This is a genomic window from Pseudomonas sp. GM50, assembly GCF_000282375.1.
Taxonomy (GTDB): domain Bacteria; phylum Pseudomonadota; class Gammaproteobacteria; order Pseudomonadales; family Pseudomonadaceae; genus Aquipseudomonas.
Window position 1 is genome coordinate 1 of the sequence record NZ_AKJK01000013.1, and the last position, 26,227, is coordinate 26,227.

General features: G+C 58.3%; 18 protein-coding genes. 11 read left to right on the forward strand and 7 right to left on the reverse strand.

Translation table 11 applies throughout. From position 1 onward, the window contains the following. Positions 1 to 47: 47 nt before the first annotated feature. On the reverse strand, positions 48 to 1,442 hold the full coding sequence (locus tag PMI30_RS26320) for a class II fumarate hydratase (protein ID WP_032834792.1): 1,395 nt from the start codon (positions 1,440 to 1,442) through the stop codon (positions 48 to 50). A gap of 192 nt (positions 1,443 to 1,634) precedes the next feature. Between PMI30_RS26320 and PMI30_RS26315 the strand changes: the two genes are divergently transcribed. The 5 genes from PMI30_RS26315 (at position 1,635) to PMI30_RS26295 (ending at position 6,048) form a co-directional block, all read left to right on the forward strand. Beyond that, positions 1,635 to 2,159 (forward strand): DUF2059 domain-containing protein, encoded by a 525-nt coding sequence (locus PMI30_RS26315; protein ID WP_008005911.1) that lies wholly within the window; start codon positions 1,635 to 1,637, stop codon positions 2,157 to 2,159. A gap of 12 nt (positions 2,160 to 2,171) precedes the next feature. Beyond that, positions 2,172 to 2,471: a BolA family protein gene (locus PMI30_RS26310; protein ID WP_008005913.1), complete on the forward strand. Its 300-nt coding sequence runs from the start codon at positions 2,172 to 2,174 to the stop codon at positions 2,469 to 2,471. A gap of 183 nt (positions 2,472 to 2,654) precedes the next feature. Next, positions 2,655 to 3,596 carry an oxygen-dependent tRNA uridine(34) hydroxylase TrhO gene (gene trhO / locus PMI30_RS26305; protein WP_008005914.1) on the forward strand — a complete coding sequence of 314 codons (942 nt, stop codon included), beginning with the start codon at positions 2,655 to 2,657 and terminating at the stop codon, positions 3,594 to 3,596. A gap of 39 nt (positions 3,597 to 3,635) precedes the next feature. Then, complete coding sequence (locus PMI30_RS26300; protein WP_177318830.1) at positions 3,636 to 4,238, forward strand: DsbA family protein; 603 nt, start codon at positions 3,636 to 3,638, stop codon at positions 4,236 to 4,238. Continuing rightward, positions 4,231 to 6,048 carry an ABC transporter ATP-binding protein gene (locus PMI30_RS26295; RefSeq protein WP_008005919.1) on the forward strand — a complete coding sequence of 606 codons (1,818 nt, stop codon included), beginning with the start codon at positions 4,231 to 4,233 and terminating at the stop codon, positions 6,046 to 6,048. Before PMI30_RS26300 ends, PMI30_RS26295 begins: the two co-directional genes overlap by 8 nt. Positions 6,049 to 6,061: 13 nt before the next feature. Here the strand turns inward: PMI30_RS26295 and PMI30_RS26290 are convergent, their stop codons facing one another. Then, the gene (locus PMI30_RS26290; protein WP_008005922.1) at positions 6,062 to 10,702 is read right to left on the reverse strand and encodes a deaminase domain-containing protein; all 4,641 of its coding nucleotides are present in this window, start codon (positions 10,700 to 10,702) and stop codon (positions 6,062 to 6,064) included. 222 nt (positions 10,703 to 10,924) lie between these two features. Between PMI30_RS26290 and PMI30_RS26285 the strand changes: the two genes are divergently transcribed. Both PMI30_RS26285 and PMI30_RS26280 read left to right on the forward strand, forming a co-directional pair. Further along, positions 10,925 to 13,384, forward strand: a complete 2,460-nt coding sequence (locus PMI30_RS26285; RefSeq protein ID WP_008005924.1) for an EAL domain-containing protein — start codon at positions 10,925 to 10,927, stop codon at positions 13,382 to 13,384. 76 nt (positions 13,385 to 13,460) lie between these two features. Beyond that, entirely contained in the window at positions 13,461 to 14,222 is a 762-nt protein-coding gene (locus PMI30_RS26280) for a TenA family transcriptional regulator (protein ID WP_443216277.1), read from the forward strand. Positions 14,223 to 14,425: 203 nt separating this feature from the next. On the opposite strand, the gene PMI30_RS26275 is transcribed toward PMI30_RS26280, so the two are convergent. The 5 genes from PMI30_RS26275 to PMI30_RS26255 form a co-directional block, all read right to left on the reverse strand. Continuing rightward, a complete protein-coding gene (locus PMI30_RS26275) occupies positions 14,426 to 15,352 on the reverse strand; it encodes a GGDEF domain-containing protein (protein WP_008005926.1) in 927 nt (308 codons plus the stop codon). Between the two features lie 374 nt (positions 15,353 to 15,726). Beyond that, positions 15,727 to 16,467 (reverse strand): YciK family oxidoreductase, encoded by a 741-nt coding sequence (locus PMI30_RS26270; protein ID WP_007899713.1) that lies wholly within the window; start codon positions 16,465 to 16,467, stop codon positions 15,727 to 15,729. A 222-nt stretch (positions 16,468 to 16,689) separates the two neighbouring features. Further along, entirely contained in the window at positions 16,690 to 17,361 is a 672-nt protein-coding gene (mupP, locus tag PMI30_RS26265) for an N-acetylmuramic acid 6-phosphate phosphatase MupP (protein ID WP_008005936.1), read from the reverse strand. Between the two features lie 4 nt (positions 17,362 to 17,365). Then, positions 17,366 to 18,064: a bifunctional 2-polyprenyl-6-hydroxyphenol methylase/3-demethylubiquinol 3-O-methyltransferase UbiG gene (ubiG, locus tag PMI30_RS26260; protein WP_008005938.1), complete on the reverse strand. Its 699-nt coding sequence runs from the start codon at positions 18,062 to 18,064 to the stop codon at positions 17,366 to 17,368. A 71-nt stretch (positions 18,065 to 18,135) separates the two neighbouring features. Continuing rightward, entirely contained in the window at positions 18,136 to 19,470 is a 1,335-nt protein-coding gene (locus tag PMI30_RS26255; RefSeq protein WP_008005939.1) for a TRZ/ATZ family hydrolase, read from the reverse strand. 109 nt (positions 19,471 to 19,579) lie between these two features. Between PMI30_RS26255 and mtnA the strand changes: the two genes are divergently transcribed. From mtnA to pheA, 4 genes are all read left to right on the forward strand, one after another. Continuing rightward, entirely contained in the window at positions 19,580 to 20,656 is a 1,077-nt protein-coding gene (gene mtnA, locus PMI30_RS26250; protein ID WP_032834806.1) for an S-methyl-5-thioribose-1-phosphate isomerase, read from the forward strand. A 417-nt stretch (positions 20,657 to 21,073) separates the two neighbouring features. Further along, a complete protein-coding gene (gyrA, locus tag PMI30_RS26245; RefSeq protein WP_008005952.1) occupies positions 21,074 to 23,743 on the forward strand; it encodes a DNA gyrase subunit A in 2,670 nt (889 codons plus the stop codon). A 304-nt stretch (positions 23,744 to 24,047) separates the two neighbouring features. Continuing rightward, entirely contained in the window at positions 24,048 to 25,133 is a 1,086-nt protein-coding gene (serC, locus tag PMI30_RS26240; protein WP_008005955.1) for a 3-phosphoserine/phosphohydroxythreonine transaminase, read from the forward strand. Further along, positions 25,133 to 26,227, forward strand: coding sequence for a prephenate dehydratase (pheA, locus tag PMI30_RS26235; protein WP_007899727.1), 1,095 nt, complete (start codon positions 25,133 to 25,135; stop codon positions 26,225 to 26,227). The genes serC and pheA overlap by 1 nt, the downstream gene beginning before the upstream one ends.

Genomic DNA, 26,227 nt, shown 5'->3' on the forward strand with positions numbered 1-26,227 from the left:
GGCTTGCTCGCGAAGACTGACTGTCAGGCACTAAATCACTTTCAGATTCACCCCTGCTTGCCAGCCTCCAACATATCCTCCGGCCTCACCCACGCATCAAACTCTTCATCCGTCAGATACCCCAGCTGCAACGCCGCCTCACGCAAGGTCAGTCCCTCGCTGTAAGCCTTCTTGGCAATCTCCGCCGACTTGTCGTAGCCGATATGCGGGTTCAGCGCCGTCACCAGCATCAAACCTTGTTCCAGATGCTCGGCCATTTTCTCGGCATCCGGTTCCAGCCCGGCGATGCAATGCTGCTGGAAGTTACTGCAGCCATCGCCCAGCAAGCGGATAGATTGCAGCAGGTTGTGGATGATCACCGGTTTGAACACGTTCAATTGCAGGTGGCCCTGACTGGCGGCAAAACCGATGGCAACGTCATTGCCCAATACCTGACAGGCCAGCATCGACAGGGCTTCGCACTGAGTCGGGTTGACCTTGCCGGGCATGATCGAGCTACCGGGTTCATTGGCCGGCAGTTTCACTTCGGCAAACCCTGCTCGCGGCCCGGAGCCCAGCAGGCGCAAGTCATTGGCGATTTTCATCAGGGTCACGGCAAGGGTTTTCAGTGCGCCGGAGAGGGTGACCAACGGCTCGTGGCCAGCTAGAGCGGCAAATTTATTGGGGGCCGTAACGAACGGCAGGCCGGAGAGGGCGGCCAGTTCAGCCGCGATCGCTTCGCCAAAACCGTGGGGCGAGTTCAATCCGGTGCCGACCGCAGTGCCGCCCTGAGCCAGTTCACAGACGGCCGGCAGCGCGCTGCGGATCGCCCGCTCGGCGTAATCCAGTTGCGCGATGAACGCCGAGAGTTCCTGGCCGAAGGTAATCGGCGTGGCGTCCATCATATGGGTACGACCGGTCTTGACCAGTTTCATGTGCCGTGCGGACAGCTCCGCCAACCCGCCAGACAACTCACTGATCGCCGGCAGCAAATGCTGCTGCACCGCCTGAGCCGTTGCGATGTGCATGGCCGTGGGGAAGCAATCGTTGGAACTCTGGGAACGGTTGACGTGATCGTTGGGGTGTACCGGGGCCTTGCCGCCACGCGGGTTGCCGGCCAGTTCGTTGGCACGACCGGCGATCACTTCGTTGACGTTCATGTTGCTCTGGGTGCCGCTGCCGGTCTGCCAGACCACCAGCGGGAACTGATCGTCATGGTCGCCGTCGAGTACTTCGTCGGCAGCCTGTTCGATCAGCCGGGCGATGTCGGCGGGCAGGTCGCCATTGCGATCGTTGACGCGCGCTGCGGCTTTCTTGATCAGGGCCAGGGCGTGCAGCACCGCCAGCGGCATGCGCTCGTTGCCAATGGCGAAGTTGATCAGCGAGCGTTGTGTCTGAGCGCCCCAGTAAGCGTCATCCGGGACTTCCACCTGGCCCAGGCTGTCGGTTTCGATACGGCTCATCATGCGCACTCCTGTAGGTCTGATAGCGCAGTTTAGGCCGTGATCGCCGGTCGTGGTTCCATCAGTCTGGAATTTGACCGTTCAACCCCTCTAAATCAGGCGCGACATGGCTTGGGGTTGAGTGACACACTTTTTTAGGTGCAGAATGGACGCCCTTGAGGTTTTGCCTCGCCTGCTAGAAAAGGAAACTCGATGACTCGTCTTCGTGCCATCTGTACCGCGGTTGCACTGGTTTGCGCCAGCGGCCAGGTTTTTGCCGATACCGCCAGCCACAACGCCAGTGCCGAAGCTTTCCTGACCCTGGCGCACGCTGACAAATTGGGCACTCCGGTGTACATGCAAGTGCAGCAAATGTTCGCTCAGCGCTTTGAACAGACCAAAGCCCCTGAATCGAAAAAAGCCCTGCTGGAAACTTACCAGGCCAAGGCCAACGCCGCTCTGGACGCAGCCATTGGCTGGAACAAGCTGAAGCCGGACATGGTCAAGCTTTACACCACCAATTTCAGCGAATCCGAACTCAAGGATCTGGTTGCGTTCTACCAGTCGCCACTGGGCAAGAAAGTCCTGGAAAAAATGCCGCAGCTGACTCAGCAATCGGCCCAGATGACTCAAGCCAAGCTGGAAAGCGCGGTGCCTGTGGTCAACAAACTGCTGGCTGACATGACGGCCGAGCTGGAGCCTAAAGGCGCCGCCGCTCCTGCCAAGAAAAAGCCTTAAGCGGAGTTCGGGATGACCATGCAACAACGCATCGAATCGACGCTTGGGCTGCTACAGCCCGAGCATCTGCAAGTGCTGGATGAAAGCCACATGCACAGCCGTGGGTTGCAGACCCACTTCAAGGCGGTGGTGGTCAGTCAGCAGTTCGAGGGCCTCAATCGCGTCAAACGTCACCAAAAGGTGTACGGCACTTTGGGCGAACTGATGGGCGAGTTCCATGCGTTGGCGCTGCATACCTACACGCCGCAAGAATGGGCACAGATCGACGCGGCTCCGGCCTCGCCGACCTGTGCTGGCGGCAGCAAACATTAATGTCCTGTCACCTGTAGGAGCGAGGCTTGCCCGCGAAGGCGTATCCAAGATCGCTATCGCTGGCAAGCCATGCTCCTACAGGAGGGTTTATTTTTGCTAGAATCCGCAACGCGCCCTTACCCGGCGCGTTTTTTTTCGCATCCGGTTCACCCCTTACGAGGGTAGCCACCTGGAGAATCACCCATGACACAACAGATTGTCGTGGCGGCACTGTATAAGTTCGTCACCCTGGAAGATTACGTTGCCCTGCGCGAGCCGCTGCTGCAAGCAATGGTCGACAACGGCATCAAAGGCACGCTGCTGATCGCCGAAGAAGGCATCAACGGCACCGTGTCCGGCAGCCGCGAAGGCATTGACGGGCTGATGGCCTGGCTCAAGAACGACCCGCGCATGGACGACATCGATCACAAAGAGTCGTACTGCGACGAGCAGCCGTTCTATCGCACCAAAGTCAAACTCAAGAAAGAAATCGTCACCCTGGGCGTCGAAGGCGTGGATCCGAACAAAAAGGTCGGCACCTATGTGGATCCACAGAACTGGAACGCGCTGATCAGCGATCCGGAAGTACTGCTGATCGACACCCGTAACGACTATGAAGTCTCGATCGGCACCTTCGAAGGCGCCATCGATCCGAAGACCACCAGTTTTCGCGAATTCCCCGACTACATCAAAGCCAATTTCGACCCGGCCGTGCACAAGAAAGTCGCGATGTTCTGCACCGGTGGTATTCGCTGTGAAAAGGCTTCGAGCTACATGCTCAACCAGGGTTTCGATGAGGTCTATCACCTCAAGGGCGGCATCCTGAAGTACCTCGAAGAGGTGCCGCAGGAAGAAACCAAATGGCAGGGTGACTGCTTCGTGTTCGATAACCGCGTGACCGTTCGTCACGACCTCAGCGAAGGTGACTACGATCAATGTCATGCCTGTCGTACGCCCGTCAGCGTGGAAGACCGTGCATCCGAGCATTATGTGGCCGGCATCAGTTGCCCGCATTGCTGGGATAAGCTGAGCGAGAAAACCCGTCGCAGTGCCATCGACCGGCAGAAGCAGATCGAACTGGCCAAGGCGCGCAACATGCCGCACCCGATCGGCTACAACTACAAGCAAACTCCTTCCGAGGCTTGAACCATGTCTGCACGTCGCCTGCTCTATGTGATGGACCCGATGTGTTCCTGGTGCTGGGGTTTTGCGCCGGTGGCCAAAGCGCTGGTCGAGCAGGCGCAGGCAGCGGGGGTGGACGTGCATCTGGTGGTCGGCGGTTTGCGCACCGGCAGCGGCTCAGCATTGGAGCCGACCACCCGGCGCTACATCCTTGAACACTGGCAGGCGGTCCACGAGGCCACTGGCCAACCGTTCAAGTTTGAAGGCGCGCTGCCCGACGGGTTTGTCTACGACACCGAGCCGGCGTGTCGGGCGCTGGTGACGGCGCGCAGCCTGGCACCGGATTGCGCGTGGACACTGCTCGGGCTGATCCAGCATGCGTTCTACGCCGAAGGTCGCGACGTCACCCACGCCAGCGTGTTGGTGGAACTGGCAGAACAGGCTGGTTTGCCGCGCATCGAGTTCGCCGCCGCCTTCGACCGTGCCGATCAGCACGCCGCCACCGCTGCCGATTTCACCTGGGTCCAGGACCTGGGCATTGCCGGTTTCCCGACCTTGCTGGCAGAGCGTGATGGTCAATTGGCGTTGCTGACCAATGGGTATCAGCCTCTGAGTGTGTTGTCACCGTTGCTCGGCCGCTGGCTGGAGCGCGCTGCCTGTGCATGATCTGCCCGACGACGTTCCAGCCCCTGCACGTGTCGACCGTCTGAGCTGGGCGGAAATCCGTCGCTTGGCCCTTCACCATAAAAAATCCCTGTGGATCGCCAACGGCGTTGCGGTATTGGCAACGCTGTGCAGCGTGCCGATCCCCTTGCTGTTGCCGTTGCTGGTGGACGAAGTACTGCTGGGCCACGGTGACGCTGCGCTGAAAATCATGAACTACGCGCTGCCCGACGTCTGGCAGAAAGCTGCGGGTTACATTGGCCTGATGCTGCTGGTGACGCTCGTACTACGCTGTGCGGCGTTGTTGTTCAACGTGGTGCAGGCGAAATTGTTTGCGGCGTTGGCCAAGGACATCGTGTATCGGATTCGGGTGCGGCTGATCGAGCGACTCAAGCGCATCTCGCTGGGGGAATACGAAAGCCTGGGCAGCGGCACGGTGACTACGCACCTGGTCACCGACCTGGACACGCTGGACAAATTCGTCGGCGAAACCCTCAGTCGTTTCCTCGTCGCCATGCTGACGCTGGTGGGCACCGCCTCCATCCTGATGTGGATGCACTGGAAACTCGCGTTGCTGATCCTGCTGTTCAACCCGCTGGTGATCTATGCCACGGTGCAGTTGGGCAAGCGGGTCAAACACCTGAAGAAACTCGAGAACGACAGCACCTCGCGCTTCACCCAGGCCTTGACCGAAACCCTGGATGCCATCCAGGAAGTACGCGCCGGTAATCGTCAGGGCTTTTTCCTTGGACGGCTTGGCCAGCGAGCGCGTGAAGTGCGTGATTACGCAGTGAACTCGCAGTGGAAAACCGATGCATCGAACCGCGCCAGCGGCTTGCTCTTCCAGTTCGGCATCGATATTTTTCGCGCCGCGGCCATGCTCACCGTGCTGTTTTCCGACCTGTCCATCGGCCAGATGCTGGCCGTGTTCAGCTACCTGTGGTTCATGATCGGTCCGGTGGAGCAACTGCTCAACCTGCAATACGCCTTTTACGCCGCCGGCGGTGCACTGTCGCGGATCAACGAGTTGCTGGCCCGCGCTGATGAACCGCAATACACCGGCAGTGTCGACCCGTTTCAAGGGCGTGACACGGTAGGCATCGAAGTTCAGGGGCTGAGTTTTGGCTACGGCGACGAGTTGGTGCTGAATCAAATGAACCTGTCGATTGCCCCCGGTGAAAAAGTCGCGATTGTCGGCGCCAGCGGGGGAGGCAAAAGCACCCTGGTGCAGTTGCTGCTTGGCTTGTATACGCCTTTGGCCGGCACCATCCGTTTCGGTGGTTCGACTCAGGAAGAGATCGGCCTGGAAACCGTGCGTGAAAATGTCGCCGTGGTCTTGCAGCACCCGGCACTGTTCAACGACACCGTGCGCGCCAACCTGACCATGGGCCGCGAGCGCAGCGACGAAGCCTGCTGGCAGGCATTGGAAATTGCTCAACTGCACAACACGGTGCGTGAGTTGCCCAACGGCCTGGACAGTATTGTCGGGCGCTCCGGTGTGCGTTTATCCGGCGGGCAGCGTCAACGCCTGGCGATTGCGCGGATGGTGTTGGCCGAACCCAAGGTGGTCATCCTCGACGAGGCCACGTCCGCCCTGGACGCGGCCACCGAATACAACCTGCACCAGGCACTGGCGCGGTTCTTGAGCAACCGCACCACGCTGATCATTGCGCACCGGTTGTCGGCCGTGAAGCAGGCCGACAGGGTGTTGGTGTTCGACGGCGGCCAGGTTGCCGAGGATGGTGACCATCAGCAATTGATTGCCGATGGTGGGTTGTACGCCAAGCTTTATGGGCATTTGCAGCAGCATTGATCGCGGCGAGCGCTTATTTCCAGATCACGTCCAGCGCACTGGGGTTGCCGTCATAACCGAATTGCTTCATCACCACCGAGCATGAGTCGCACGGTGCCATGGTGGTGGCGATCGTGATGGAATCAAGATCTTTCGGGTCAGGGTATTTGCCTCGAATAACGCCGATGAGTTTACTCTCGGTGTCCAGCGAGGTGGGACGAGACGTGAGCTTAGGTGTGTACTTTTCAATGTTGTCGATGGTGTGGGGGATCGCCTGCAACTTGCCTTCGGGCGTTACGCTAAGTGCCGTCTCCGGGAAGCGGGGTCCACTATCGATGTTGAAGTAACGGGTGCTGCCGACTTTTACCTCGTTCGTAGTCCTGTTTTTGTCAAACAACGGCAGAAAATCGGTATCACCTTGTTGGCCGGAAACGCTGACGTATACCTCACGCACCCCTGCCTTGGTCTTGATCTCTGCGAACGCAATGTTCCTGGGGCTGTGCAGGGGGCGGCCTGTATTTGTGCTGATCAGGTGTTGCAGTTCCATCATCGTCTTATCAATTTTCAATGCTTTAGGTCCTGCCTGAGTCGACGGCCCGACGGTTATGACTGTTCTACCGAACAGGTTATTGAAAATTTCTGCGGTTGTTTCACGCACACTGTCGGGCGCGGCCTTGGACAACGACCAAGTTGCTGCACCATCAGTGGAGCTGCGCACAATCATTCTTGTGGAATGATCGAACAGCGCCGCTTCCCCCGGGCTGGTATCAACCTTGAGCAATTTGAGGGTATCGGGCGGGTTGGCATGGCTACCGATCGAAATGGCGATGTCATCCATGGCTTTCAATGCTCGTTCGACCGACGCCTGACCATGGATTCTGACCATGTTGTTGGCATTCAGAGAGCCGATGTAGACCACCATCAACTCGCTTTTCAATTCCTCGGGAAGGGTGTCGGCTTTCTTGAACGTCAGAGTGTCGAATACGTTCTGCCCCTTGGCACGCTCGGCGACGTAAAAGTTTCCGGCGTCCAGGCGCATGAAAATGTAGTGCTTCGATCCGTCCATTGCTTCGACGATCGTGGCGCCCGTGCGCACTGTATCGACCAGTTCGTGCCCCGCAGCGGGCACGCTGACCGTGACGCGCCCATAAATCCCCTTTTGAAATTCCATCGTGGCGGTCAGCGTCGAGGGCATAAGCATCGTATCAATGCGCATCGCAGCTCTGCCGGTAGCCGGGGTGTAGAGGGTATCTCCGAACCAGGGGGCCCAACCTTTGACGTCATCGACGCTCCCGATATCCGGAGCAGGGGCCGGGTCGCGAACGACATAACTTGTCTTGCACAGCTGCGGGTCGGGCGCGCGCGGTACTCGGCAGGGAATCGCCTTATAGGTGTCCTCCGTCAGTTCAGCGCGGCGCAACGAACCGTTTTTCAAACGATAAGGCTGCTCATTGATGAACAGTGTCGTGCTGCCATTGACCTCAAGTACTTCTCGGACGCGGCTGTTTTCAGCGAGCTCGACAATGACGTGTCGATTGTTGTTTTCCAGCGTGCTGTAGCGTGAACGCCCCAATGACAGTCCACCCGAGTGGGTAGTGAGCGACGGGCCATAGGGCTTGGACGATACCGGATCAATCAGACGGTAGTTGGCCTTGCCTGTGGCGGTGATATTGCGTACCGGCACGTCGTCGATCCCTCTGATCGTGGCCAACTGGTCGCCGCTCACCAATGGCCTCCACCGGCCGCCATCGCTTATCTGCGGCAAACTGCGGGCGAAGTCATAATGACCGGCTTTGCCCGCCAGCTCCTTGACCTGGGCAATGCCGAATCGGCCTGATTTCAACCCTCTTGTTCCCAACGCCTTGAGCAACTGCCCGATGCCATCAATCGGGTTCAGTGCTTGCAGAGTCAAAATCAGCAACTCTTTGGTCAGTGACGCAAACTCGGGAAGTCTGGCGCGCAAGGTCAGACGGCCTGCATTGCTGATCAACTTTGCCGAGCCCGAAGCAAACTTGCCGACGGGCAATGCAAATGACGCCAGGTCGGTAAATAGCCCGAACGCTCCATTGATCAGGCGCGTTTTGTCTCCCGACGCCAGATCTTCGATACTTTTCCAGAACGGCACGAATATCTTGATAATTTCGAGAGTTTTATCTTTATCGGCCTTTTCCTTTTCAAACGCTGTCTGCCCGTAGGCGGTTGTGTAAAGTTTTTTTGGATCTATGAATAGTAAATGGGTGGCAATGAAATCGCTGATTTCCATGCAACGGGGTGAGAACAGCGTCAGCGGAACGTTATTTGAAGTTGCCACGGTATCGGGAGGCGCGGTGAAAGCGTTACCCAGTTGTTCGATGATTGCCTGGCAAACCGCGCCCTTCTTCGGTGTGCTCCCAGTTGCATGAGCGTCCCAGTCAAACGGTAATTCCTTATGGCGTAATACCGATACGGAGACGGTCGATTTAGCGGTACGCCACTGCTCAGTCTTTTCGGCAGCGCCGAATTTTTTCGGAGCAAGGTTTTCGATGCGGCGTATCACGCCTGCTCTGGGCAGCAGTTCGTAGGTCCTCGTTTCGGTGACGCAGGTTGTTTGCAAAATCAGCCCATTGCGGGCTCGCAGCGGCAGGATCATTTCGGATGTTTCGTTCTGAGCCTCGACACGGCTGGTTTCCTTTCTCAGGCTGTAGATTTTCAGTTCGCCCGATTCGATGGCCTGGCGATCAGAGAACGCAAGCGACGCCAATTGACTGCTGATCAGCGTTTTATAAGCCGTTGTCTGTTGTTCCTGATGACTTTGGAAACTTTTATGGAACTCGGTTTTGACGTCAGGCAGGGCGCCGCGCGCTATCGGTATCCCCGACGTGGAGAATAAGTCGTCGAAGGTCGCCGTTATGTGCCGGTCGCTGTTTATGCTGAAAAAACATGTGCTGCGGGAGCCGTCACTTAGTGTGTAATACCATCGTGTCTGATTATCGAGCTCATCCGAAGCCAGGACGTCGATAAGCGAGTAATAGTCATACTCCTTGCCGCGGAGCGTCGGCACGCTATTCCACAGTATCGATTCCTGACGCTTCCTTGCCACTTTTCGACCTTGCTCTACATAGCGTTTTCCAAAGAACTTCTGCGCGACTGTTTTCGCCATCGACATTCGTTGGGGCGGTTCTTCCTTGAGCAGGGTGATCGAATCGTTGAGCGCGCCGGTGTGTTTATCCAGTGCCGTTAGCGCCAGCGCAATCTCGGACTGCGTGTAATCCTCACGATGTTTTTGCAGGATGACCCCTTGGGTCACGGCCCAGTCGAGCGTCGGCAGCAGCCGCGCCAGGCTGATCTCATTCAGTTGTTCCCTGGTCGCGGCTTCAGCCCGTTGGAGGGGCAAGTTGACCAGTTTCTGAAAAGTCATCCTGCGCAAGGCCTTGGGATCGGTCGCATTGATCAGGTTCACGCCGTTGACGAAGTTCACCCAGACGACGGAACTCCTGTACGCAAGGTCGGGCGGAATATCGTTGACGCCGAACTCAGTGGGAAACTGACCCAGAAACAACCTTGCAATAACAACCGCTTCTTTTTCCGACGATGCCCGCTTTGAGCGGAGATGGGTTTCGAATTCGTGCCAGATAGCCTGATAACTCTTTCCCCAGTGTGAACGAGACTGCCAGTCGAAACCGGCGATCCCGTCGGGATTCTCGCTGGTCGGCGTTTTCAGCCACATTTGCAGTGCATTGGCGACTACTTTGGTGCGGATCTGCGGCGAGGTCTCTTCGCCGGTTTCCCCCCCGTACCAATCCATCACCGACAGTAAGATCGTTGCAAGCTTCTTGGCTTCCGGGCCCTGCAGGATTTTTTGCAGATAAACAGTTGGCGTTGCCCGCACCTGTTCAATAGTGGCAGAGGGAAGAACGTCTTGGGCGAGGTAGGTCAGAAGGGAAGTGTTGGTCTGCGGCAGAAATTTAATGGCGGCGTCGACTATTTCCCTGGCAATAAGCTGTGCTTGCAATTTCTGCCTGTCGACCTGGGAAGGGGCCGAGGAGGCGGGCAGGACGGTTCGTATCACCGCGCGATCTTTTTCGGTGGGACGGCGCCTCAGGTCGAGAATGTTGAAGTCATCCTCCAGACCCAAACGATAGCTGGCGATCCTTTCTTCAACAGTATCGGTGGCGGCTTTATGGGCGGCAGTGTCTGCCGGATCCCACGGTGCGATACCGTAAAATGTGGCGATGCCGGGCAGACTGACAAGGCGGTCATAGCGAATTTCTCCACCCATCAATGTGGCGGACTTTTCGATCCGGGTTGTCAGCACTTGCAAGCTTGCATGCCCGCGTATCGGCAAGATGACCTTTTTTTCGCTGCCGCGATTCGATGTCTCGTAGACGTAGGCCCCGTCTCTGAGGGTGACCATCAGATAATAGGGGGAAACTTTGTGCTTTTTGCACAACACCAGGTAGTCGGTCGTTTTCAGTAACTGTTGCAAGGCCTCCTGGCCCGTTTCGTTTTCCTGGTCCAGGGGGGAGAACGTGCGGGGCTTGAGCAGGGTTTGCCTGAATTGGGAAATCGAACCGATTTCGGCACGCATGAAGGACAGCAACAGTTCATAGTCCTCCAATTGGCTTTGATACACCTGCGTTGCGGACGGGGATGCGTCTTGGATGTCTGCTGATGCAGAGCTAAAAAGCGTTGGCATGGTGTGCTTTCTCATTGTTCGTTGTTTCGGATGGTTTTCGTGCTGTTGCACGCCATCGATTACAACGATTCATACGAGAAGCCGTGCGGTACATATGTATTGCGAAATCCTTGCTCAAGGATGACAGCAGGTTCGCACTTGTCGGGATCACGATCGCACCCTAGTCTAGCGATAGCGGTTTCAACCTGATGATGATCTGGTAGTGCGTACGTAAAGGACCTCATGAAGCAGAAACGGACTCTCGGAACCCCTCGGTTGTTGGGCATCGTCTGGCCTTTTATCGCCGTCGTGTTATTTCAGGCAGTGTTGGGAAGCGTCAGTCTTTACGTTCTTTCGGCGGTACGCGGCTACGTCGGTGGTGAAAGCCTGTGGTCCAAGGGCCAGAAAGACGCCATCTATTACCTCAATCTCTACGCCGACAGTCGCGACGAAACGATTTTTCTCAAATACCAGAATGCGATTGCGGTGCCTCAGGGTGGCCATGAATTGCGTCTGGCGCTGGATCATCAGCCTCCGAATATCGAGGCGGCGCGGATCGCGATCCTCAAGGGCGGCAACCACCCGGACGACGTCTCCAGCCTGATTTGGCTGTACCTCAATTTCCGCCACTTCAGTTACCTTGAAAAAGCCATCGACCTCTGGACGGTCGGTGACGCGTACCTGGTGCGACTCGATGACGTCGCGCGGGAGATGCATCAGCGCATTGCCGATAGCCAGGTCACCGATGCCGACGTCAAACGCTGGAAAGACCAGATTTTTGCCATCAACGATGGCGTGACACCTGCCGCCAAAGCGTTCAGCGACGCTTTGGGCGAAGGCTCGCGGGTGATTCTCCGGCTGCTGTTGGTGACGAACCTCGCCACCGCGCTGGGTTTGATTGTGTTGGCCCTGCTGCGCACTCATAAACTGCTCAAGCAGCGCCATGCCTTCGCCGCTGCCTTGCAGTTGGAGAAAGACCGGGCACAGATCACTCTGCAATCGATTGGCGATGGGGTGATCACCACGGATGTCGAGGGTGCGATTGCCTATATGAATCCGGCCGCCGAGTCCTTGACTCACTGGAAAGCCGAACAGGCGGCGGGGTTGCCATTGGCGGCGCTGTTCAATCTGCTGGACGAGAACGCTCAGGCCGACGGTTTTACCTTGATCGAGCACATTTTGAGCGGTCAGCTCAGCGGTGGCAGCGAGCATTCCAAACTGATCCAGCGTCTTGATGGCAGCACGGTGTCGGTCACTCTGGTCGGTGCGCCGATCCGTAATACGGGCAAGGTCAGTGGCACCGTGCTGGTGCTGCATGACATGACCCAGGAGCGACAGTACATCGCCAATCTGTCGTGGCAGGCGACCCATGACGCCCTGACCGGGCTGGCCAACCGCCGCGAATTCGAATATCGCCTCGAACAGGCCCTGCATAACCTGACGCGCCAGGCGGGGCGTCACGCCTTGATGTTTCTCGACCTGGATCAATTCAAACTGGTCAACGACACCTGCGGTCATGCAGCGGGCGACGAGCTGTTGCGGCATATCTGTGCGTTGTTGCAATCAGGTTTGCGTGAAGGCGACACCCTGGCCCGATTGGGTGGCGACGAGTTCGGCATACTGTTGGAAAACTGCGCGCCGGAAGCGGCCGAAAAAATCGCCGAGGGCCTGCGCCAGACCGTGCAGAACCTGCATTTTGTCTGGAAGGGCCGGCCGTTCGTGACCACCGTGAGTATCGGTCTGGTGCATGTGGCCCAGAGTCCGGCCACCCTCGAAGCTTCGCTACGGGCCGCTGACATGGCTTGTTATATGGCCAAGGAAAAGGGCCGCAACCGGGTTCAGGTCTATCACGTCGACGACTCGGAGCTGTCCCTGCGTTTTGGGGAGATGGCCTGGGTGCAGCGCCTGCACGTAGCATTGGAAGAAAACCGCTTCTGTCTGTATGCCCAGGAAATCGCGCCCCTTGGCACTGACGAGCAGGGCCGCGGGCATATCGAAATCCTGCTGCGCCTGCATGACGAAGCGGGGCGCATGATTCTGCCGGACAGTTTCATTCCGGCTGCCGAGCGTTACGGTTTGATGACGTCGATTGACCGTTGGGTGGTGGAAAATGTTTTCAAGGTCATTGCCCAATGCATCGCTGAAGAGCGCGCAGGGCCGTTGGCCATGTGTGCGATAAATCTGTCAGGTATTACTATCGGAGATGAGGCGTTTCTGGACTTCCTTCGTGAACAGTTTGTTGCATATTCAATTCCACCTGAAATGATTTGTTTTGAAATTACAGAAACCAGTGCGATTGCAAATCTGGGCAGTGCGATTAGATTTATCAATGAACTCAAAGGTTTAGGTTGTTATTTCTCGCTAGATGACTTTTGCGCTGGTATGTCCTCATTCGCTTACTTGAAACATTTACCTGTAGACTTCCTGAAGATCGACGGGAGTTTCGTAAAGGATATGCTGGACGACCCGATTAACCGCGCCATGGTCGAAGTGATCAATCACATCGGTCATGTCATGGGTAAGCGCACGATTGCCGAGTTCGTTGAAACACCTCAGATCGAGCAGGCATTGCTGGAGATCGGGGTGGATTACGCTCAAGGGTATGTGATTGAACGCCCGCATCTGTTTACCTGGGATAGTTTGCAAAGTCGTCCTGCCCGGCCCCGACCTTTGTTGTTCAAGGCGCCCGGCACGTTCCGTTGAAACTTTTGTTGATCTGAAAATCACAATCAAAAGGAGCGCGACAGTGATCGACACATTCAACAGAACCGGACCACTCATGGAAGCTGCAAGTTATCCCGCCTGGGCTCAGCAACTGATCCAGGATTGCAGCGAGAGCAAGCGCCGGGTTGTCGGACACGAACTGTATCAACGCATGCGAGATAACAAACTCAGTGCAAAAACCATGCGTCAGTACCTTATTGGTGGCTGGCCGGTGGTCGAACAGTTCGCTTTGTACATGGCACAGAACCTGACCAAGACCCGTTTTGCGCGCCACCCTGGCGAAGACATGGCGCGTCGCTGGCTGATGCGCAACATTCGCGTCGAATTGAACCATGCCGATTACTGGGTGCATTGGAGCCGTGCTCACGGTATCAGCCTGGAAGATCTGCAAGCCCAACAGGTGGCCCCTGAGCTTCATGCCTTGAGCCACTGGTGCTGGCACACCAGTTCGTCGGACTCGCTGATCGTGGCCATCGCCGCCACCAACTACGCCATCGAGGGTGCGACCGGAGAGTGGTCGGCGCTGGTCTGTTCCAGTGGCGTCTACGCGGCAGCGTTCCCCGAGGAAGATCGCAAGCGGGCCATGAAGTGGTTGAAGATGCACGCCCAGTATGACGATGCCCATCCATGGGAAGCGCTGGAAATCATCTGCACCTTGGCGGGCATGAACCCGAGCAAGGCACTGCAAGTGGAACTGCGCCAGGCTGTCTGCAAAAGTTACGACTACATGTATCTGTTCCTGGAACGTTGCATGCAGTTGGAACTGGCAGTGAAACCCCCGGTAGCCCGTGAGCGGATGGCGTTGGCCGAAAGCTGATCCACTGAGCAATACAAACCAAATGTGGGAGCGAACCTGTGGCGAGGGGGCTCGCCCCCGTTTGAGTGCGTAGCACTCACAAGATCTTTGGTACATCAGAGATTTGGGGGCTGCTTTGCAGCCCAACGGGGCGGTGCGGCGTTCCGACGAGCCCCCTCGCCACGGGCCCGCTCCCACATTGGTTATGCAGCGGTGCTGAAATATCAGCCCGCCATCGCCAGCCGGTTACGCCCCTCGCGCTTGGCCACATACAACGCACTGTCGGCCCGTCGCAACAGACTCTCGGCAGATTCGCCGGGCAGCAGCGTCGAGCAACCGATGCTGACCGTCAGCTCGATCATCTTGCCCTCGGCTTCATAGTCCTGAGCCTGCGCCGCAAACCGCAGTCGCTCACCGATCATGGCTGCAGCTTCCCGACTGGTGTTGGACAGCAGAATCAGGAATTCTTCGCCACCAAACCGGAACACCATATCGACATTGCGCAACTGGTTTTTGATCGAGGCTGCGACGGCCTTCAGCACTTCATCGCCGGCGCTGTGCCCGTAGGTGTCGTTGATCTGTTTGAAGTGATCGATGTCCAGCATCAACAGCGACAGGGGTTGGGAGTGTCGCCGCGACATTTCGATTTCCCGTTCCAGCGTCTGATCCATAGCGATGCGGTTGCCGGTATCGGTCAGCGGATCACGCAATGCACTTTGAGTCGCCGCTCGGTAGAGCAGAGCGTTTCGCATGGGGAAGAGCAGGGTCGACAACAGTGACTCCAGGTTGCCCTGTTCCTGTTCACTGAAACGCTGATTGCGACGGAACACCAGCTCGCCCAATTGCTCGCCTTCATGGCTGAGGATGTAGCTGATTGAATGATGACCCCGCGCGCCGAATTGCAGGCGCAAGTCGCTGGGCTGATGTTCGTAACTCAAGGCATCCAGCGGCACAAGGCGCTGAATTTCACGGAAGAAAAGTCCGAGAATGCGTTGCGGCTCAAGACTGGTTTGCAGTTGCAGGCCCAGCGCTTGGCGCAACTGCGCAAGACTGACGGGCCGCTCCAGGAGGGGAGGCTGCTGACCAAAGCCCAGGCGTTGCAATTTGGCACTGTCGAAGTCAATTGCGTTGGTCTGGGAAGGTGATTTCATATGGCGTGAGCCCCTGAGCAGTAAGGCTGTCTTACAGGCTGGGTGAGAGCGGCTTTGGGCTGCGCGTCATACTGGTCCATCAGTCCCGTAGGACATTTGGCACGAGTTTAGTCCGCTTTACCGAAGATTAGTAACCTATCGGCTCAAGCTCCGCCTCGTCTGCTTTCACACGGCGTGTCTGAGCAAAATTAGAGCGAAAGTCGTGCCATTCGGTTCAGTCGAATAAAAAGCTTTAAAAATCAAAATACTGGAAGGTCATGCGAGAGGAATCGCGAAGGGCGGTGACATTTATTTGACTTGAAGCAGGGGTGGTTGCCACCGAGTTTGAGTGCCGCGGCGGGAAGCCGTCGCGGCAGAAAAGCGACGCACGGGCATTACTGAGCGTTAAATGCCTGACCATTGATGCCGGTACTGTCCGGACCCATCAGGTAAAGGTAGACCGGCATGATCTCCTCGGGTGTCGGGTTGTTCAGCGGGTTTTCACCGGGGTAGGCCTGAGCGCGCATGCTGGTGCGAGTAGCTCCGGGGTTGATGCTGTTGGAACGCACCGGTGCCACTGTGTCTACTTCGTCGGCCAGGGTTTGCATCAGGCCTTCGGTAGCGAACTTGGAAACGCCGTAAGCGCCCCAGTACGCACGACCCTTGCGACCAACGCTGCTGGAGGTGAACACCACCGAGGCGTCCTGAGACAGCTTGAGCAGTGGCAGCAGGGTGCTGGTAAGCATGAACATGGCGTTGACGTTGACGTGCATGACGCGCATGAAGTTCTCGCCGGACAACTGCTCGATCGGTGTCCGGGGACCGATGATCGAGGCGTTGTGCAGCAAGCCGTCGAGATGGCCGAACTCGGTCTCGATCATGGCTGCGAGTTCATCGTATTGATGAGGCAGTGCGGTTTCCAGATTGAACGGAATCACAGCGGGTTGTGGATGCCCGGCGGCTTCGATTTCGTCGTAGACCTGAGTCAGGTTGGCTTCGGTCTTGCCCAGCAACAGCACGGTGGCGCCGTGGGCGGCGTAGGTTTTTGCAGCGGCAGCGCCGATACCACGGCCAGCGCCGGTGACCAGGATGACCCGATCCTTGAGCAATTCAGGGCGGGCGGAATAATCAAACATAAAAAACCTCACAACAATTCAACAGGCAGGCATCGTATCTGTGGCGAGGGAGCTTATTGTGGCGAGGGGGCTTGCCCCCGTTCGGCTGCGAAGCAGTCGTAAAACCTGAGAACACGGTCTGACTGAAGCTACCAAATGGAGGGCCGCTTCGCGACCTAACGGGGCGATGCGGCGTTCCGACGAGCCCCCTCGCCACAAAATGCTTCCTGCCGCCCAATTAGATCAGCAACTGCACAAAGCGTTATCCAGCACCTTGAGCAACGCCAGCGGATGATCGATCACCACGTCCGCGCCCCAGTGCTTGGGGTTATCGTCCGGGTGAATATAACCGTAGGTCACCGCGCAGGTTTTGGTGCCAGCATCGCGGCCGGATTCGATGTCCCGCAGATCATCGCCCACAAACAGCACGCTGGCCGGGTCCAGGTCGAGCATCTTGCACGCCAGGATCAGCGGCTCCGGGTCCGGTTTGCTGTTCTTCACATGGTCGGGGCAAATCAGTACTTTCGAACGTTCGGCCAGGCCCAGCTGTTGCATGATCGGCTCGGCGAAACGCACCGGTTTGTTGGTGACCACGCCCCAGATCAGGTTGGCCTTTTCGATTTTCTCCAGTACCTCGGCCATGCCGTCGAACAGATGGCTGTGGACCGCGCAACCCTTGAGGTAACGGTCGAGGAATTCCTGACGCAGGTCCTCGAACCCCGGCGATTCCGGGTCCATGGAAAAGTTCGCAGCGACCATCGCCTTGGCGCCGCCGGAAATTTCATCGCGAATGTGTTGAGTGTTGATTGGCGGCAAACCACGATCAGCGCGCATCGCCTGGCAGATGGCGATGAAATCCGGCGCGGTGTCGAGCAGGGTGCCGTCCATGTCGAAAAGAACTGCTCTGATACGCATCGGCTTACTCCTCGCGCAGGGTCTGGATCATGTAGTTGACGTCGACATCGGCGGCCAGCTTGTAGTGCTTGGTCAGCGGGTTATAGGTCAAACCGATGATGTCCTTGACGGTCAGGCCGGCCATGCGGCTCCAGGCGCCAAGCTCCGACGGGCGAATGAATTTCTTGAAGTCGTGGGTGCCGCGTGGCAGCAACTTCATGATGTATTCGGCGCCGACGATGGCGAACAGATACGCCTTCGGGTTGCGGTTGATGGTGGAGAAGAACACCTGGCCGCCCGGTTTGACCATTTTGAAGCAGGCGCGGATGACCGACGACGGATCCGGCACGTGTTCAAGCATTTCCAGGCAAGTCACTACGTCGAACTGCTCGGGCATTTCTTCGGCCAGGGCTTCGGCGGTGATCTGCCGATACTCGACGCTCACGCCGGATTCCAGCTGATGCAGCTGAGCGACGGCCAGCGGCGCTTCACCCATGTCGATGCCCGTCACGGTCGCGCCGCGCTGAGCCATGGCTTCGCTGAGGATGCCGCCGCCGCAACCGACGTCGAGGACTTTCTTGCCGGCCAGATTGACGCGCTCGTCGATCCAGTTGACCCGCAGCGGGTTGATGTCGTGCAGCGGTTTGAACTCGCTTTCGCGATCCCACCAGCGATGGGCCAGGGCTTCGAATTTGGCGATTTCGGCGTAGTCGACGTTGCTCATGGTGTCAGTCCTCTAAAACTTGAAAAATCCTGTTGCCCCGGTTTCGGTCCAGGGTGCTTACAATTCGGTGCTTACGATTCGGTGTGGCCGCTGATGCGCCTGCCCCAGGCCTTGGCGGTGGCGCACAGCCGTGCTTCATCCACGCGGGTCAAGCGACGGTCGTCGAGCAGTTGCTTGCCGGCGACCCAAAGGTGTTTCACGCAGTCGCGGCCAGTGGCATAGATCAGTTGCGAAACCGGGTCGTAGACCGGTTGCTGCGCCAGGCCCGACAGGTCGAACGCGACGATGTCCGCCGCTTTGCCGACTTCCAGCGAACCCGTTTCAGCTTCGATTCCCAGCGCGCGAGCGCCATTGAGCGTGGCCATGCGCAGGGCACTATGGGCGTCCAGCGCGGTGGCGGAGCCAGCGACGGCCTTGGCCAGCAACGCAGCGGTGCGGGTTTCGCCGAGCAGGTCGAGGTCATTGTTGCTGGCCGCGCCATCGGTGCCGATCGCCACATTGACCCCGGCCTGCCACAAGCGCTCGACCGGGCAGAAACCGCTGGCCAGCTTCAGGTTCGACTCCGGGCAATGAATCACATTGGTGTTACTTTCTACCAGCAGCATCAGGTCTTCATCGCTGATCTGGGTCATGTGAACGGCCTGGAGGCGCGGTCCGAGCAGGCCCAGGCGGCCAAGGCGGGCCAACGGGCGTTCGCCGCACTGCTCGACCGACTGCTGCACTTCGAAAGCGGTTTCATGGACGTGCATATGAATCGAGGCGTCCAGTTCTTCGGCGATCACCCGGATTTTTTCCAGGGTTTCGTCGCCCACGGTGTAGGGTGCATGGGGCCCAAAAGTGATTTTGATCCGCTCGTGATGCTTGAGATCGCCAAATAATTCAACGCCCTGACGAATGGCTTCATCCGCCGTGGCGGCGCCTGGAATCGGGAAATCGAGGATCGGAATGGCGATCTGGGCGCGAATGCCGCTGTTATGTACGCGTTCGCTGGCAACCTTCGGGAAGAAATACATGTCGGAGAAACAGGTGATGCCGCCTTTGATCTGCTCGGCGATGGCCAGGTCGGTGCCGTCGCGTACGAACGCCTCGTCTACCCATTTGGCTTCAGCGGGCCAAATGTGCTTTTCCAGCCAGGTCATCAGCGGCAGATCGTCGGCCAGGCCGCGGAACAGCGTCATTGCCGCATGCCCGTGAGCATTGATCAGGCCGGGGCTGAGCAGAATGTCCGGCAATTCGCGGACTTCGGTTGCGTTAAACTTCAAGGCTGCTGCGCGCGGGCCGATAAATACGATACGACCGTCGCGGATGCCCAAGGCATGCTCTTTAAGGACCACGCCAGCCGGTTCGACGGGTACCAGCCAGGTCGGCAGCAATAACAGGTCGAGCGCAGCGGTGGGGGTCGGCATCGAAAGTCGGTTCCAGTGCTTTTGTAAAGGATGGCGAAGTATACCCGAGCGTCTTCGCGTGGGGCTCGCTATAATCGGCGGTTTTTGTTCATGAGTGCGGGGTATGGGGATGCGCGATCGACTGTTGGCTGCGGAGAAGGTGAAGGCCATCGATTGGCGTAATGACGCCCTGTATCTGCTGGATCAGCGTATTTTGCCGTTCGAGGAAACCTGGATCGCCTACACCAGCGCCGCGGGTGTGGCTGAGGCCATTCGCTCGATGGTGGTGCGCGGCGCGCCAGCGATTGGCATCAGTGCGGCGTATGCCATGGTGCTGTCGGCCCGCGTCCGAATTGCCGAGGGCGGTGACTGGCAGGCCGCGTGGGAAGAGGATTACGCGTTACTGGCCGATTCCCGCCCAACAGCGGTTAATCTGTTCTGGGCCTTGAATCGCATGCGTGACCGCCTGGACCGCCTCAAGGACGACGCAGACCCTCTGGCGGCGCTGGAGGCGGAGGCCATTGCCATCCATGAAAGTGATCGCGAAGCCAACCTGACCATGGCCCAGCTGGGGGTGGACCTGATCCGCAAGCATCAGGGCAACGCCCAGGCGATCCTCACGCACTGCAACACCGGCGCACTGGCCACAGGTGGCTTCGGCACGGCGCTGGGAGTGATTCGCGGGGCTTTCATCGAGGGCATGGTCGAGCGCGTCTATGCCGATGAAACCCGTCCGTGGCTTCAAGGTTCGCGTTTGACCGCATGGGAATTGGCCAACGAAGGCATTCCCGTGACCCTCAATGCCGATTCCGCCGCTGCGCATATCATGAAAACCAAAGGCGTGACCTGGGTGATCGTCGGTGCCGACCGCATTACCGCCAATGGTGATGTGGCGAACAAGATCGGCACCTACCAACTGGCGGTCAACGCCATGCACCACGGCGTGCGCTTCATGGTGGTGGCGCCGAGTTCGACCATCGACATGAACCTGGCCAGTGGTGACGAGATCCCTCTCGAGGAGCGCGACGGCCGCGAGTTGCTGGAAGTTGGCGGCAAGCGGGTCGGGGCGGATGTCGATGCGTTCAACCCGGTGTTCGACGTAACGCCTGCGGATTTGATCGACGCGATTGTTACCGAAAAAGGCATCGTCGAACGGCCGGACACCGCAAAAATGGCGCAGTTGATGTGCCGTAAGCGTCTGCATTGATAATTTCTGGCTCCTGAGAGATTGCCATCGCGAGCAGGCTCGCTCCCACAGGGGATTTGTGCACGATGCAGATCCAATGTGGGAGCGAGCCTGCTCGCGATGGGGCCTGATAGGCAACAAATACACTTCAATCTCCCATGAAATTTGGCTCTAAGCCCCTCTCGTCTCCCTCAAGCCTGTCACCGGTCAACTAACTATGCTCCATGCGCATCTGGGGGATAGGTGCGTGGCGGCTCTTGTGATAACATCCGGCGGTTTCCAGGGTAGCCTGATGTGGCTGCCTTTACTGCGCAGATCCATGGCATAACTCGTTGATTTGTCGTAAGTCGGTGCATGGCACTCAGTCTGCATCGGCGAGCTTCGTTCGTCCCATATGGATGTGACGAAGTTTCACCAGAAAAAGGAATCAGGCTTCTCATGGGCGAACTGGCCAAAGAAATCCTCCCGGTCAATATCGAAGACGAGCTGAAGCAGTCCTACCTCGACTACGCGATGAGCGTGATTGTCGGGCGGGCACTGCCGGATGCGCGCGATGGCTTGAAGCCCGTGCACCGGCGTGTGCTGTTCGCGATGAGCGAGCTGGGCAACGACTTCAACAAGCCGTACAAGAAATCTGCCCGTGTTGTCGGTGACGTGATCGGTAAGTATCACCCTCACGGTGATACCGCGGTGTACGACACCATCGTTCGGATGGCGCAGCCATTCTCGCTGCGTTACCTGCTGGTAGACGGCCAGGGCAACTTCGGTTCGGTGGACGGCGACAACGCCGCGGCCATGCGATACACCGAAGTGCGCATGACCAAGCTGGCGCACGAGCTGCTGGCTGACCTGCACAAAGAAACCGTGGACTGGGTGCCGAACTACGACGGCACCGAAATGATCCCGGCGGTCATGCCGACCCGTATTCCCAACCTGCTGGTCAACGGCTCCAGCGGTATCGCCGTGGGCATGGCGACCAACATCCCGCCGCACAACCTCGGTGAAGTCATCGACGGTTGCCTGGCACTCATCGACAACCCTGAGCTGACCGTCGATGAACTGATGCAATACATCCCCGGTCCGGACTTCCCGACCGCCGCGATCATTAACGGTCGCGCCGGCATCATCGAAGCCTACCGCACCGGTCGCGGGCGCATTTACATGCGTGCCCGCTCGATGATCGAAGACATCGACAAGGTCGGTGGTCGTCAGCAGATCGTCATCACCGAACTCCCTTACCAGCTGAACAAGGCGCGTCTGATCGAGAAGATCGCCGAGCTGGTAAAAGAGAAGAAGCTCGAGGGCATCACCGAGCTGCGCGACGAGTCCGACAAGGACGGTATGCGCGTCGTGATCGAACTGCGTCGCGGTGAAGTGCCTGAGGTGATCCTCAACAACCTCTACGCCCAGACCCAGCTGCAAGCGGTGTTCGGTATCAACATCGTCGCGCTGATCGACGGCCGTCCGCGGATCCTCAACCTCAAGGACCTGCTGGAAGCTTTCGTTCGTCACCGTCGCGAAGTGGTTACCCGCCGTACCGTGTTCGAACTGCGCAAAGCGCGCGAACGTGGTCACATTCTGGAAGGTCAAGCGGTTGCCCTGTCGAACATCGACCCGGTCATCGCCCTGATCAAGGCTTCGCCAACGCCGTCGGAAGCCAAGGAAGCGCTGATCAGCACTGCCTGGGAATCCTCTGCAGTGGTCGCGATGGTCGAGCGTGCCGGTGCCGATTCTTGCCGTCCAGAGACCCTGGACCCGCAATACGGTCTGCGCGAAGGCAAGTACTTCCTGTCGCCGGAACAGGCGCAAGCCATTCTGGAACTGCGTCTGCACCGCCTGACCGGTCTGGAACACGAGAAGCTGCTGGCCGAGTATCAAGAGATCCTCAACCAGATCGGCGAGTTGATCCGTATCCTCAGCAGCGCGACGCGCCTGATGGAAGTGATTCGCGAAGAGCTGGAAGTGATCCGCGCCGAGTACGGCGACGTGCGCCGCACCGAGATTCTCGATGCCCGTCTCGACCTGACCCTGGGTGACATGATCCCGGAAGAAGAGCGCGTCGTGACCATTTCCCACGGTGGCTACGCCAAGACCCAGCCATTGGCTGCGTACCAGGCTCAGCGTCGTGGCGGTAAAGGCAAATCGGCTACCGGCGTCAAGGATGAGGACTACATCGCTCACCTGCTGGTCGCCAACAGCCACACCACGCTGCTGCTGTTCTCCAGCAAAGGCAAAGTGTACTGGCTCAAAACCTACGAAATCCCGGAAGCCTCCCGCGCTGCCCGTGGTCGTCCGTTGGTCAACCTGCTGCCGCTGGACAGTGATGAATACATCACCACCATGCTGCCGGTCGAGGAATACACCGAAGGTCATTTCATCTTCATGGCCACTGCCAAAGGCACTGTGAAGAAGACCCCGCTGGAATCCTTCAGCCGTCAACGCAGCGTCGGCCTGATCGCGCTGGAGCTGGATGAAGGCGACGTACTGATCTCTGCCGCCATTACCGATGGCGAGCGCGAAGTCATGCTGTTCTCCGACGGTGGCAAGGTCACTCGCTTCAAGGAAACCGACGTCCGCGCCATGGGCCGTACCGCTCGCGGTGTCCGCGGCATGCGTCTGCCGGAAGGCCAGAAGCTGATTTCCATGCTGATCCCGGAAGAAGGCAGCCAGATCCTCACCGCTTCGGCGCGTGGTTTCGGCAAGCGCACCGCGATCACCGAGTTCCCTGAGTACAAGCGTGGCGGTCAGGGCGTTATCGCCATGGTCAGCAACGACCGTAACGGCCGTCTGGTCGGCGCGGTTCAGGTGCTCGACGGCGAGGAAATCATGCTGATTTCCGACCAGGGGACTTTGGTTCGTACCCGTGTCGACGAAGTGTCGAGCCTGGGTCGTAACACCCAGGGCGTGACCCTGATCAAACTGGCCAGCGATGAAACGCTGGTGGGCCTGGAGCGGGTTCAAGAGCCATCGGAAGTCGAAGGCGAAGAGCTGGAAGGCGAAGGGCTTGAAGGTGAAGAGGGTGCAGTGTTCGACGGTGAGGTCGTGATCGACGACGTTGCCGAAGACCAGCAACTCGACGCCGCCGCTGACGAAGAGCCGCAAGAGTAAGCGGGCAAGCAGGGGGCGGATGAAGATTCGCCCCCTTGTTATTTGTCCCTTGAGAATATTGACACCCACGAAGGTCCGGTGTGGGAGCTTTTGTGGCGAGGGGGCTTGCCCCCGTTGGGGTGCGAAGCGCCCCTGAAATCAGCCACCGCGATCTTGCATTAGAAAGCGGTGACCGGTTTACGATTGCTTCGCAATCGAACGGGGGCAAGCCCCCTCGCCACACAAGCCCGCTCCCACATGAGTTTCGTGGCGATTGATGTTGTGATTTATTGCGTGATACCACCAAATCAGAGCGAGATTGGATGTGAGCAAGAGAGCCTATAACTTCTGTGCCGGTCCTGCGGCGCTTCCCGAAGCTGTCCTGAAGCGCGCCCAGGGTGAACTCCTTGATTGGCATGGCAAGGGCCTGTCGGTCATGGAAATGAGCCATCGCAGCGATGAGTTCGTGTCCATTGCCACCAAGGCCGAGCAGGATCTGCGTGATCTGCTGAATATCCCCTCGAACTATAAAGTGCTGTTTCTGCAAGGTGGCGCGAGCCAGCAATTCGCTCAGATTCCTCTGAACCTGTTGCCGGAAAGCGGCACCGCCGACTATATCGATACCGGTATCTGGTCGCAGAAAGCCATCGAAGAAGCTTCGCGCTACGGAAACGTCAACGTTGCCGCTACCGCCAAGCCTTACGACTATTTCGCTATTCCCGGTCAGAACGAATGGAACCTGTCGAAAGATGCGGCCTACGTTCACTACGCACCGAACGAAACCATCGGCGGCCTGGAATTCCAATGGATTCCGGAAACCGGTGATGTACCGCTGGTGGCCGACATGTCCTCGGACATTCTCTCGCGTCCGGTGGATGTTTCGCGTTTTGGCATGATCTACGCCGGCGCCCAGAAAAACATCGGCCCGAGTGGCGTCGTCGTGAACATCGTGCGCGAAGACCTGCTGGGTCACGCCCGTTCCATTTGCCCGACCATGCTCAACTACAAGGTCGCGGCCGATAACGGCTCGATGTACAACACCCCGCCAACGCTGGCCTGGTACTTGTCCGGTCTGGTGTTCGAGTGGCTGAAAGAGCAGGGTGGCGTCGAAGCCATCGGCAAGCTCAATGAAGTGAAGCAGCGCACGCTGTATGACTTCATCGACGCCAGCGGCTTGTACAGCAACCCGATCAACAAGTCTGACCGCTCGTGGATGAACGTGCCGTTCCGTCTGGCCGACGATCGTCTCGACAAGCCGTTCCTGGCCGGTGCCGACGAACGTGGCCTGCTGAACCTCAAGGGCCACCGTTCCGTGGGCGGCATGCGTGCCTCCATCTATAACGCCGTCGACATCGTTGCGGTCAACGCACTGGTTTCGTACATGGCAGAGTTCGAGAAGGAACACGGCTAATGTCTGAGCAAGAACTCAAGGCACTGCGCCTGCGCATTGATGCCCTGGACGAAAAAGTCCTGGAGCTGATCAGTGAGCGCGCACGCTGCGCCCAGGAAGTTGCGCGAGTAAAGATGGCCTCGCTGGCCGAAGGCGAAGTGCCGGTGTTCTATCGTCCTGAGCGTGAAGCTCAGGTGCTCAAGCGTGTGATGGAGCGTAATCAGGGGCCGCTGGGCAACGAAGAGATGGCGCGGCTGTTCCGCGAAATCATGTCCTCGTGCCTGGCCCTCGAGCAGCCGCTGAAAGTGGCTTACCTCGGCCCTGAAGGTACGTTCACCCAGGCTGCAGCCATGAAGCACTTCGGTCACGCGGTGATCAGCAAGCCGATGGCGGCGATCGACGAAGTGTTCCGTGAAGTCGCGGCCGGTGCGGTGAACTTTGGCGTGGTCCCGGTGGAAAACTCCACCGAGGGCGCGGTCAACCACACCCTCGACAGCTTCCTCGAACACGACATGGTGATCTGTGGCGAAGTCGAGCTGCGTATTCACCATCACCTGTTGGTGGGTGAAAACACCAAGACCGACAGCATCAGCCGCATCTATTCCCACGCCCAGTCCCTGGCCCAGTGCCGCAAGTGGCTGGACGCCCATTACCCGAATGTCGAGCGCGTGGCGGTTTCGAGCAACGCCGAAGCGGCCAAGCGGGTCAAGGGTGAGTGGAACTCGGCGGCGATTGCCGGCGACATGGCCGCAGGCTTGTACGGGCTGACCCGTCTGGCCGAGAAAATCGAGGATCGTCCGGACAACTCCACGCGATTCCTGATGATCGGCAGCCAGGAAGTACCGCCGACCGGCGACGACAAGACCTCGATCATCGTCTCCATGAGCAACAAACCCGGCGCGCTCCACGAGCTGCTGGTGCCGTTCCACGACAACGGCATCGACCTGACGCGCATCGAGACCCGTCCGTCGCGCAGCGGTAAATGGACCTACGTGTTCTTCATCGACTTCGTCGGCCACCACCGCGACCCACTGGTCAAAGGTGTGCTGGAAAAGATCAGTCAGGAAGCAGTAGCACTCAAAGTGCTGGGTTCCTACCCGAAAGCAGTTCTCTAA